Here is an 11,298-nt window from a genome sequence, read left to right as displayed (position 1 = left end):
CCGCGCTCGCGGAGCAGGCGGACCAGCCTCTGGCTTGCGCAAGGCGAGTGCAGTGCGCGTTCGCCGGCCCGAAGCCAGCGCTCGTTTCAAACATCGGCGCCCGGCGCGAACCTGGGCCGCGGCAGGCCCAGGGCGGCGCCGGTCAAACGCGGCTTACACTGCGCGGCGGCCAGGCGGTTCTGGCCGTGTTCGCGCTGCGTTTACGTCTAAACCGTGATGAACCGCGCGCATTGCGCGCACTCGATCCCGCGGATGCGGCCTGAGCGAAACAGCGTCGGGACTTTCGGCGGCTGTCTTGAACAACGCGGCAGGGGTATGCTCCCAGGTCGGCCGCCGCAGGGGGCAGCCTCATTACGGGTACCGGTGTGTGAACGTCGTTATCGTCGATGACCAAACGTCCGCGCGGACGATGTTGCGCCACATCATCGAGGACATCGCGTCCGAGCTGTCGGTGCACGATTTCGGCGAACCCGAAGCGGCGCTGGCGTGGTGCGAGAGCCATCAGCCCGATCTGCTGCTGCTCGACTACCGCATGCCCGGTATCGACGGCCTGGAGTTCGCGCGCCGCTTTCGCCGCCTGCCGATGCACCGCGATATCCCGATCATCCTGGTCACCGTGGTCGGCGACGAGCCGGTGCGTCAGGCTGCGCTGGAGGCGGGGGTCATCGATTTCCTGGTCAAGCCGGTGCGCCCGCGCGAACTGCGCGCGCGTTGCCGCAACCTGCTGCAACTGCGCCAGCAGTCGGAGAACGTCAAGCAACGCGCGCTGTCGCTGGAGCAGCGGCTGCTATCGAGCATGCACGAGGTCGAGGAACGCGAGCGCGAAACCCTGTCGCGGCTGGCCCGCGCGATCGAGTTCCGCGATGCCGGCACCAGCGCCTATCTGGAACGCATGGCGCATATCGCCGGATTGATCGCCGAGCAGTTGGGCATGTTCGAGGATGAGATCCGGGTCATCGAAATGGCCGCGCCGCTGCACGACATCGGCAAGATCGCCATCCCCGACGCGGTGCTGATGAAACCCGGCCCGCTGACCGAGGAGGAGACGGCGATCATGCGTCGCCACCCCAAAATTGGCTACGAACTGCTCAGCGGCAGTCAGAACCGTTTCATTCAGGCGGGCGCGCTGATCGCGTTGCGCCATCATGAACGCTACGACGGCTCGGGCTATCCCGATGGCCTGATCGGCGATGAAATTCCGCTGGAAGCGCGCATCGTCGCGGTCGCCGATGTGTTCGATGCGCTCATTTCGCCGCGTCCGTATAAAAAAGCCTGGGACGTGGACGCCGCCTTGGGGTATATGTACGCCCAACGCGGGCGTCTGTTCGATCCGCGTTGCGTGGATGCCCTGATCCGCAGCCGCGCGCGCCTCGACGAAATCTGCCAACGCTATTCGACGAGTTCTACCCGCCCCGGCTTGGAGTAGCCGATGCTCGCGATTGTGCACACGGTCAGAAAGCGCCTCTCGCAACGGCCCGACAGCGAGCATGCGCAGAATCTGGTGCGCGTGGTCATCACCGCCTTGTTCATCACTTATCTGGGCTGGCGCTATCTGGGCCAGGACGTCGGCGACACTTTGCCGATCACCTGGTTGATCCTGATCGGCGAGCTGACGGTTTCGGTCGGGCTGATGATCGCCATCGTCATGCGCCCTGGCGTCTCGCACGTGCGGCGCTGGATCGGCATGCTCACCGACTACAGCGCCATGGGCGCGATCATGTGCATCGAGGGCGAGCCGGCCTCGCCGCTGTACGCGGTGTATCTGTGGGTGACCATCGGCAACGGCATGCGCTACGGCAACCGCTACCTGCGCATCGCCACCGCGCTGGCGTCGCTGTCGTTCTTCAGCGTGATCATGATCTCGCCGTATTGGCGCGCCAATCCGTATTTGTCCTGGGGCCTGCTGATCGGTCTGGCGGCGGTGCCGCTGTACTTCGATTCGCTGCTCAACGCGCTGACCCGCGCGGTCGAGGACGCGCGCCGCGCCAACGAAGCCAAGAGCCGGTTCCTGGCCAATATGAGCCATGAATTCCGCACGCCGCTCAACGGCCTGGCCGGCATGTCCGAACTGCTGGCGACCACCCGCCTGGACAGCGAACAGCGCGAATGCCTCAACACCATCCAGGCCTCGACCCGCAGCCTGTTGTCGCTGGTCGAGGACGTGCTCGACATCTCCGCGATCGAGGCCGGCAAGCTGCGCCTGGACCTGGTCGAATTCGAGCCGCGCGAACTGGTCGAGGGCATCGGCCTGATCCTGCAGCCGCAGGCGCGGGCCAAGCAGTTGCGCTATGAATCGCGGGTCGCCGACGAGGTGCCGCGCAGTCTGCGCGGCGACGTAGTGCATCTGCGCCAGGTGCTGCTGAATCTGGCCGGCAACGCGGTCAAGTTCACCGATGAGGGCCTGGTGGAATTGGAGGTGATGCTGGCCGGCCGCAGCGACGGCGGCGTGCGCCTGCGCTTTACCGTGACCGACACCGGCATCGGCATTCCGGTGGCGGTGCGCAAGCGCTTGTTCGAGGCCTTCGAGCAAGCCGACGTCGGTTTGTCGCGGCGTTACGGCGGCACCGGTCTGGGCACCACCATCGCCAAGGGTCTGACCGAGGCGATGGGCGGCAGCATCGGCTTCGAGAGCACCGAGCAGCGTGGCAGCCGGTTCTGGGTCGAGTTGCCTTTCGACAGCATCCTCGCGCCGGCGCCCGGCAAGAGCGAGCCGGATATGGCCGCGGCGGTCGCGCCCGCACGGGACACCCCGGAGAACGTGATCGCGTTCGCCGACCCGTTCCTGCGCCACCGCGCGCGCGTGCGCAGTCTGACCTTGCTGGTCGCCGACGACCACGAAGCCAACCGCATGGTCATCACCCGGTTGTTGCAGAAGGCCGGCCATCGCGCGATCTGCGTCGACGGCGGCGAAGCGGTGCTGGAGGCGTTGGCGACCTCGGATTACGACGGTGTGATCGTCGATCTGCACATGCCTGGGGTCAACGGGCTGGATCTGTTGCGCGAGCTGCGGGTGATGGAAGCCGGCAGCGGCGGCCGGCGCACGCCGGTGGTGGTGTTCAGCGCCGATGTCACGCCCGAATCGATCCAGGCCTGCGAACGCGCCGGCGCGCGCGCGTTTCTGTCCAAGCCGGTCTCGACCTCGCGCCTGCTCGACACGCTGGCCGAAATCGCCACCAGCGCGCGGCTCAACGGGCCGTTGATCGCACCGGTGGTGCGCAGTTCCTACCTCGGCGGCGACGAGGTGCTCGACAGCTCGATTCTCGACGAACTCGGCGCGCTGGGCATGGGCGAGGGCTTCGAGCGCGAATTCGTGCGCCAATGCCTGCGCGATGCCGAAGGTTGCGTGGCCGTGCTCGGCGCGACCGGTGCGACCGGCGATTGGGAGCGGGTGCGCGAGCATGCCCACGCGCTCAAGGGCGTGGCCAGCAATCTGGGCTTGATCAGATTGGCCGCGGCCAGCGGCGAACTGATGCACCTGGCCGATCAGCAGATGCCGCGCGAATGGCAGGCGCGGGTGGCGGGATTGGGCGAGCGGTTGGCCCAGGGGCGGGCGGCGCTCGACTCGCGCGAGCGGACCCGTCACGCTCGCGACGATAGCGAGCGTTCCCCCTGATCGTCCCCCTGATGCGGTAGCGCCTGGACGAAGCGCCGCCGTTCTATCAGGCGGCTTCGATGCCCGTGCGGCGCGACTGCGCGCGAACCAGGCGATCCATCGTGCGCAGCGACTTGTCGCCCAAGCGCAGCGCGGTGTCGACCCAGATCTCGGTGATCCGCATCATTTCCTCCAGGTTCACGCCCTGGGCCAGTTCGCGCACCTGGTGCATCGCCGCCAGCGCGCGCGGTGTGCGGCGGTTGGCGCGGACGACGTCCTCGACCGCCTGCCGGCCTTCGCCTCGCGGCACCACCGCGTCGATCACGCCGATCGCGTGCAGTTGCTCGGCGCTGTACATCTCGCCGTCGAGCATCAGTTTCTCGGCCACGCGCGGCGAGACCCGTTTGCACAGGAACGAATAAGCGCCCATGCCCGGGAACAGATCGAACAGCACTTCGGGCAGTCCCAACATCGCGCCTTGTTCGGCGATGATGGTGTGGCAGCTCAACGCGGCCTCGAAACCGCCGCCGAGCGCGCTGCCCTGGATCAGGGCGATGCTGTGCACGCCCGCGCCGAGGCCGGCGTGGAAGGCGTGCACGCCGCGCACGCACTGGCGCGCGTAGTCGAGCAGCCCCTCGCGTTCGCGTTCTCGGATCAGCCTGGAGAACAGTTCCAGATCGCCGCCGAGATTGAACACGTCGGTGTCCGAGGTCAGCACCACGTGGGCGACGCTGTCGCGATCGCGCTGGCGCATCCGTTCGCCGAGGTGACGCTGGTAAGACAGGATGTCGTCGATCAACGGCAGGGTGAAGCACGCGCGTCCCGGCGAACGCGCCAGGTTGGCGTGCATGTGGCACCAGTACACGTCCCGATCGAACTCCTCGACGACGCGCAAGGTGCGACCCGAGTGCGGGCGAGGGAAGGGCTGTACGACAGACATGGCGGTATCTCCGGTTAGAGAACCGTCCCGCCGGCCGCATCGGGACGGCTGTGTGTAGTGGTGGGCTGCGTCCGGGACCGAGGATTCTATGCACCTAAAATGAAGCCCCCGCAAGGAGGCGATCCTTGCGAGGGCCGGGTTGGGCGCCGACCGGCGCCCCGCGGGCGCCGGAAGGGCGGATTCAGTGTCCGGGCGGCGCGTCGCGCAGTTCCCGGCGCAGGATCTTGCCGACGTTGGTCTTGGGCAGTTCCTTGCGGAATTCGACGAACTTGGGGTGCTTGTAACCGGTGAGGTTGGCGCGCGCATGGGCCTTGACGTCCTCGGCGGTGAGCGCCTGGTCCTTCTTCACGATCACAACCTTGACCGCTTCGCCGGACTTGTCGTCGGGCACGCCGACCGCGGCGACTTCCAGCACGCCGGGCATCATCGCGATCACGTCCTCGATCTCGTTGGGGTACACGTTGAAGCCCGAGACCAGGATCATGTCCTTCTTGCGGTCGACGATATAGAAGAAACCCTTCTCGTCCATCTTGGCCATGTCGCCGGTGTGCAGCCAGCCGTCCTCGTCGATGACCTTGGCGGTCTCCTCGGGTTTCTGCCAGTAGCCCTTCATCACCTGCGGGCCCTTGATGCACAGCTCGCCGACTTCGCCCATCGCCAGCATGCGGCCTTCCTCGTCCTTGACGCAGGCGTCGGTGGAGGAGATCGGGAAGCCGATCGCGCCGTTGTAAGCCTCCAGGTCCATCGGATTGATGCACGCCGCCGGCGAGGTTTCGGTCAGGCCGTAGGCCTCGATCAGAGTGATGCCGGTGACCTGCTTCCAACGGTCGGCGACCGAGCGCTGCACGGCCATGCCGCCGCCCAGGGTCAGGTGCAGCTTGGAGAAATCGACTTCGCTGAAGCCCGGCGTGTTGAGCAGGCCGTTGAACAGCGTGTTGACGCCGGTGATCGCGGTGAACGGGGTCTTTTTAAGCTCTTTCACGAACGCCGGCATATCGCGCGGGTCGGTGATCATGTGGTTGAGCCCGCCGAACTTCATGAAGACAAGGCCGTTCGCCGTCAACGCGAAGATGTGGTACAGCGGCAGCGCGGTGATGATGATTTCCTTGCCCAGCTCGGCGTTGCCGCCGACCCAGGCCGCGGCCTGCTGCATGTTCGCCACCAAATTGCGGTGCGTCAGCATCGCTCCCTTGGCCACGCCGGTGGTGCCGCCGGTGTATTGCAGGAAGGCGATGTCGTCCGGCGAGATCTCCACCGTCGGCAGCTTGTGCATCTGTCCCAGGGTGAGGGTGTCGCGGAAACGCACGGCGCCCGGAATATCGTAGTCCGGCACCTTCTTCTTGATGTACTTCACCGCGAAGTTCAGGAACATGCCCTTAAGGCCGCCGACCATGTCGCCCAGGCCGGTGGTAATGACCTTTACGTCGGTGCCGAGGACCACGTCCTGCACGGTCTTGCCGAAGTTGTCGAGCACGAAGATCACCTTCGCGCCGGAATCGTCGAGCTGATGCTTGAGCTCGCGCGGGGTATACATCGGATTGGTGTTGACCACGGTCAGGCCGGCGCGCAGCACGCCGAAGGTCGCGATCGGGTACTGCAGGCAGTTGGGCATCATGATCGCGACGCGATCGCCCTTCTTGAGCTTGAGCTCGCCGAGCAGATAGGCCGCGAACTGCGCGCTGAGCCGGTCGATGTCGCCGTAGGTCAGCTCCTTGCCGAAATTGGAGAAGGCCGGACGGTCGCGGTAGTTCTCGATCGCGTTTTCAAGCACCGAAACGACGGACGGAAATTCGTCCACATCGATCTGCGCCGGTACGCCTTGCGGATAGTGGGCAAGCCACGGACGTTCGAAACTCATCGCGATCCCCTCGTTAATCGCTCGTCGATTCTGATCGTACGCCCCGCTGTGTGCGCCGGCGTACGGTGTTTTCTCGATTGGAGCATAGGCTCTAGCCAGTGGCAAGGCGGCGCCAGCCGGCGCGCTGGCGGCGTTGTCGACGGGCCCGGGAACCTGTCAGGATCGGCCTGGCCGCGGCCAGCGCGAACGGTCGTGCGATTCTTCGCCGGGCCTCGCGTGGCCAGCGCCGAGCCTCGCCACGCACCGGCGCACGGCCGCAAACAACCCTGGTCGGGAGAACCATCGCGATGACCCGCGCAACGCCATCGACCTCAACCGATCGACCCTTGCACGCGGCGTCCACCGACAGTTGCGTGAATCGCGCGCGATCGCGGCGGGCGCGATGGCCGGGTCTGGTCCGTCGCGCATGGCGCGCCGCGTGCTTGCTGGCCTTGTTCGCCGCGCTGGCCGCGTGCGGTGCGGCCGCGCCGCCGGAGCAACGCCTGCGCACGGCGATGGAGCAACTGCGCGAGGCGATCGACAGGCGCGACGCGGCGGCGATCGAGGAACATCTGTCGAAGGACTTCGTCGGCCCCGACGGCCTGGACCGCGCCAGTGCGCGGCGCCTGGCCGCGGCGAGTTTCCTGCGCTATCGCGACGTCTGGGCCAAGATCGCCGGGGTCGAGGTGAAGCTGCAATCCGGCCACGCCACGGTGCGATTCAATGCCGCGCTCGGCGGCGGTTCGGGCCAGGCCTTGCCGGATGCGGCGCAGATCTACGACGTCCAGACCGGATGGCGCGAGGAAGACGGCGAGTGGCGGATGACTTCGGCGCAATGGGCGCCGAGGTTGTGACCGCGCTCGCGCCCGACACATGCGCTCGGCTATGCTCAGGCACGGATAAGGACATTGCGCCGGTGGGGACCGGACAGGCATGGAATCAGCGCTGACAACCGACCAGGCCTTGGCGCTGGCGCCCGACGACGCTTCGGCCAAGGCCGCCGGCGCACTGGCGTCGCCGGGCAAATGGGCCACCCTCGGCAGCGATGCCGACGCCCTGTGGGGCGAATGCAAGGGCAGCGGCGCCAAGCCGTATCAGGCGCAGGTCGATCTGGCCGCCCTGGTCACGCGTTGTTCCTGCCCCAGCCGAAAATTCCCGTGCAAGCACGCCTTGGCGCTGTTGCTGATCCACGTCAAATCCGGCGTGCCCGCCGCGGCCAGGCCGAGCTGGGTGGAGGAATGGCTGAACTCGCGCCGCGACAAGGCGGCCAAGAAAGAACAATCCGCGGCCAACATCGCCGCCGCCCAGGCCGCCGACCCGCAGGCTGCCGAAGCGTCCGCGGCCAAGCGCGAAGCGGCGCGGTGGAAACGCATCGAAGCCGGCTCGGCCGAATTGCAGCGCTGGATCTGCGATCAGTTCCGCCGCGGCCTGGCCGCATTCGGCGAGCAACAGCGCGGCGAATGGAGCGCGATGGCCGCGCGCATGGTCGATGCGCAGGCGCCGGCCTTGTCCTATCAGGTGCTGGCCGCGCTGGAATCCATGCGCGGGGGGCTGGGCTCGATCGATGAAGTGGTCGAGCGCCTGGGCTTGCTGTGGCTGCTGCACGAAGGCGTCGGCCGGCGCGCGCAATTGCCGCCCGCGCGGCTGGCCGATCTGCGTACCGCGCTGGGCTGGAGCTACGACAAGGACGAGGTCGCCGGGTTCGGCGACAGCGTGAGCGACCGATGGGTCGTGCAAGGGCAATCGATCCAGGAGCGCGATGATCGCCTGTTCGAACGCCGGGTCTGGCTGCACGGCCTGGACAGCGGTCGCGATGCGCTGCTGCACGACTACGCTTACGGCGGCCGCGGCTGGGAACAGTCCTGGCTGAGCGGTCGCGCGTATCCGACCAGTCTCCAGTTCTTTCCCGGCAGCGCGCCGTTGCGCGCGCTCGCGTCCGGGCAGGGCGCCGCGAGCGCGGCGCAGGCCCGGGCGCAGCCGGCGGCTCAGGCGATCGACCGCGCCTCGCGCGCCTATGCCGATAACCCGTGGCTGCCGTTGTGGCCGCTGAGCCTGAGCGAGGCGCGCCCATTGCGCGACGGCGAGGCGTGGCGCGTGCATACCGACGCCGGGCGCCTGCCGTTGGAACTGCCCGATTTCGCCGGCTGGAGCTTGCTCGCCTACGGCGGCGGACAGGCGCTGAACCTGATGGGCGAATGGGACGGGCGCGCGCTGCGGCCGTTGAGCGCATGGCGCGAAGGCGCCGGCGAACGGATCTGGACGGTGGAGTCGGCATGAGCACGGAATGGATCAAGCCGGCGCTGATCGGCGTCGACGAAAACCGGCCGGCCGCGTTCGAACCGATGGTCGCCGGCTTGCTGGAGGAATCGGCCGACCCGGATGCCGCGATGCGCTACGCGCGGGGCGCCGCGGCGATGGCGGTGCTGCGGCTGGCGGCGGTCGAGATCGCCGCGGCCACGGCCGAACCGCCGGCGTCGGCGCCGCACGATCCGCGCGCGCTCGCCGACACTCATCCGCTCGGCGAAGCCTTGTCGGCGATTTTTCAAGAAGGCAGCGAACGCCTGCAGCAAGAGGCCTGCCTGCGTCTGGCCGCGCTCGGCGTGTGCCTGCCCGCGCGCGCGTTGCCGCATGCGCTGAGCGCCGGGCAGCGGCTGACCCGCCTGCGCGCGGCCTTGTTGCCGGCGCTGGGCGAACGCGGCCTGTGGCTGGCGCGGCTCAATCCGGATTGGCGCTACGCCAGCGATGGCGAGCGCGGCGACGACAGCGCCGACGATGCCGCGCGGCTGTGGCAAGAGGGCAGCTTCGATCAGCGCCTGATCGTGCTGCGTCGCGCCCGCGCCGCCGATACGGCCGTCGCGCGCGCGATGCTGCAGGCGCAACTGGGCGAACTGCCGGCCAAGGAACGCGTGGAGTTCGTCGCCGCATTGGATATCGGCCTGCATCAGGACGATCAGGAACTGCTCGCCGGCCTGCTCAAGGACCGCAGCCGCGAAGTGCGCCGGATCGCCGCTTCGCTGCTCGCGCGATTGCCCGGGTCCGAGCACGCGCGGCGGCTGACCGGCTGGATCGCGCCGTTGGTCGTCAGCGAGCGCGGCTTGCTCGGCCGGCGCTGGAACGTGGACGCGCCGCAGGCCGCCGATCCGGCCTGGGCTGCGGCCGCGATCGATACCGCGCGGCCGCAGCACGATCCGCTCGGCGAGCGCGCCTGGTGGCTGTACCAACTGGCGCGGCAGGTGCCGCTGGCCTGGTGGTGCGCGCACACCGGCATGGACCCGCCGCAGTTGCTGGTCTGGGCGGGCAAAAGCGATTGGAAGGATGCGTTGTATCGCGGCTGGCTCGAACGCGTGGGCCAGGGCGACGCCGACTGGGCGCAGGCGATGCTCGACGCGCCTGGCCGCAGTTTTCACGGCCACCACGCCGAATTGCTGACGCTGTTGCCGCCGGCCGAACGCGTGCGCCATTGGCCGCGCGATTTCGAACAGTTGTGCAAGACCGGACGCAGCGACGAGGTGGTCGGCGCCTGCGCGCCCGGCGAGTCGCTGCCGCGCGACTACTCGCGCGCGATCGTCGACGGGCTGCGGCTGGCGTTCGAGCGCGATCGACTGCGTCACGACTGGACCCTGCGTCCGGCGGTCCAGTCCCTGGCCGAAGTGTTGCACCCCGACATCCTGCGCGAGTGGCGGCCGCTGCCGCGCGTGGCCGACGAAACCTCGGCGATGAGCGAGTGCGTGCTCGCGGTCGAGCGCACCGTCGCATTGCGGCGGTTGCTGCATGCCTGACCGCGCGCGCCTTGCGACCCGCCTGACCGACATCCTCAAGACCCGAACCCGGAGCCGCCGATGAGCACCGCCGTCCTGCGCCAACACGCCGAACACCAATTCGCCGAAGAGCTAGAACAACTGGGCAAGATCGACGACCGCCAGCGGCCGGGCAACTGGAAACTCTCGCCGTGGGCGGTGGTGACCTATCTGATCGGCGGCAAGCTCGACAACGGCTTCGAGATCAGCCCCAAGTACATCGGCAGCCGCCGGTTGATGGAGATCGCGGTCGCCACCGTGGCCACCGATCGCGCCTTGTTGTTGTTCGGCGTGCCGGGCACGGCCAAGTCCTGGGTGTCCGAACACCTCAGCGCGGCGATCAGCGGCGATTCGACCCTGCTGATCCAGGGCACCGCCGGCACCAGCGAAGAACAGATCCGCTACGGCTGGAATTACGCGCAGTTGCTCGCCAACGGCCCCAGCGAGCAGGCCCTGGTGCCCAGCCCGCTGATGAACGCGATGCGGCTGGGCAAGATCGCCCGTATCGAAGAACTCACCCGCATTCCCGCCGACGTGCAGGACGCGCTGATCACCGTGCTGTCGGAGAAGACCTTGCCGGTGCCGGAACTGGGCAGCGAAGTGCAGGCCACGCGCGGTTTCAGCGTGATCGCCACCGCCAACAACCGCGACAAGGGCGTCAATGAACTCTCCAGCGCGCTCAAGCGCCGCTTCAACACGGTGATCCTGCCGGTACCGGCGAGCGAGGCGGAGGAAATCTCGATCGTGGTCAAGCGGGTGGGCGAACTCGGCCGCGCGCTGGAACTGCCGAGCGAACCGCCAGCGCTGAAGGAAGTCGCGCGGATCGTGCGGATCTTCCGCGAACTGCGCAACGGCCAGACCGAGGACGGCAAATCCAAACTCAAGTCGCCGTCCTCGACTTTGTCCACCGCCGAGGCGATTTCGGTGATCAACAACGGCATGGCCCTGGCCGGACATTTCGGCGACGGCGTGCTGCGCCCGGCCGACATGGCCGCCGGCATGATCGGCGCGGTGATCAAGGATCCGGTCCAGGATCAGGTGGTCTGGACCGAGTACCTGGAAACGGTGATCAAGGAACGCGCGGAATGGAAGGATCTGTACCGCGCCTTCCGCGAACAGCTCTGAGCCGGCG

At 67.8% G+C, this 11,298-nt stretch carries 8 protein-coding genes; 6 read left to right on the top strand and 2 right to left on the bottom strand.

The features are described from left to right. The first annotated feature begins 367 nt into the window (after positions 1–367). Together ACTOWJ_RS24085 and ACTOWJ_RS24080 are read left to right on the top strand one after the other, a co-directional pair. Positions 368–1,426, top strand: coding sequence for a response regulator (locus ACTOWJ_RS24085; protein WP_057942810.1), 1,059 nt, complete (start codon positions 368–370; stop codon positions 1,424–1,426). A 3-nt stretch (positions 1,427–1,429) separates the two neighbouring features. Next, complete coding sequence (locus tag ACTOWJ_RS24080; RefSeq protein ID WP_441337158.1) at positions 1,430–3,613, top strand: ATP-binding protein; 2,184 nt, start codon at positions 1,430–1,432, stop codon at positions 3,611–3,613. Positions 3,614–3,659: 46 nt separating this feature from the next. Here the strand turns inward: ACTOWJ_RS24080 and ACTOWJ_RS24075 are convergent, their stop codons facing one another. Further along, complete coding sequence (locus ACTOWJ_RS24075; RefSeq protein WP_441337157.1) at positions 3,660–4,532, bottom strand: crotonase/enoyl-CoA hydratase family protein; 873 nt, start codon at positions 4,530–4,532, stop codon at positions 3,660–3,662. Positions 4,533–4,713: 181 nt separating this feature from the next. Then, a complete protein-coding gene (locus tag ACTOWJ_RS24070) occupies positions 4,714–6,390 on the bottom strand; it encodes a long-chain fatty acid--CoA ligase (protein ID WP_441337156.1) in 1,677 nt (558 codons plus the stop codon). A 422-nt stretch (positions 6,391–6,812) separates the two neighbouring features. Between ACTOWJ_RS24070 and ACTOWJ_RS24065 the strand changes: the two genes are divergently transcribed. From ACTOWJ_RS24065 to ACTOWJ_RS24050, 4 genes are all read left to right on the top strand, one after another. Beyond that, positions 6,813–7,223, top strand: coding sequence for a nuclear transport factor 2 family protein (locus tag ACTOWJ_RS24065; RefSeq protein ID WP_441337155.1), 411 nt, complete (start codon positions 6,813–6,815; stop codon positions 7,221–7,223). A gap of 79 nt (positions 7,224–7,302) precedes the next feature. Then, positions 7,303–8,646 carry an SWIM zinc finger family protein gene (locus ACTOWJ_RS24060; protein ID WP_441337154.1) on the top strand — a complete coding sequence of 448 codons (1,344 nt, stop codon included), beginning with the start codon at positions 7,303–7,305 and terminating at the stop codon, positions 8,644–8,646. Next, positions 8,643–10,148 (top strand): DUF5691 domain-containing protein, encoded by a 1,506-nt coding sequence (locus ACTOWJ_RS24055; RefSeq protein ID WP_441337153.1) that lies wholly within the window; start codon positions 8,643–8,645, stop codon positions 10,146–10,148. Before ACTOWJ_RS24060 ends, ACTOWJ_RS24055 begins: the two co-directional genes overlap by 4 nt. Positions 10,149–10,208: 60 nt before the next feature. Further along, positions 10,209–11,291: an ATP-binding protein gene (locus ACTOWJ_RS24050; protein WP_441337152.1), complete on the top strand. Its 1,083-nt coding sequence runs from the start codon at positions 10,209–10,211 to the stop codon at positions 11,289–11,291. Positions 11,292–11,298 lie beyond the last annotated feature (7 nt).

The organism is Lysobacter sp. CA199 (assembly GCF_052078715.1).
GTDB lineage: Bacteria > Pseudomonadota > Gammaproteobacteria > Xanthomonadales > Xanthomonadaceae > Lysobacter.
This window is presented reverse-complemented; position numbering and strand designations above follow the sequence as displayed.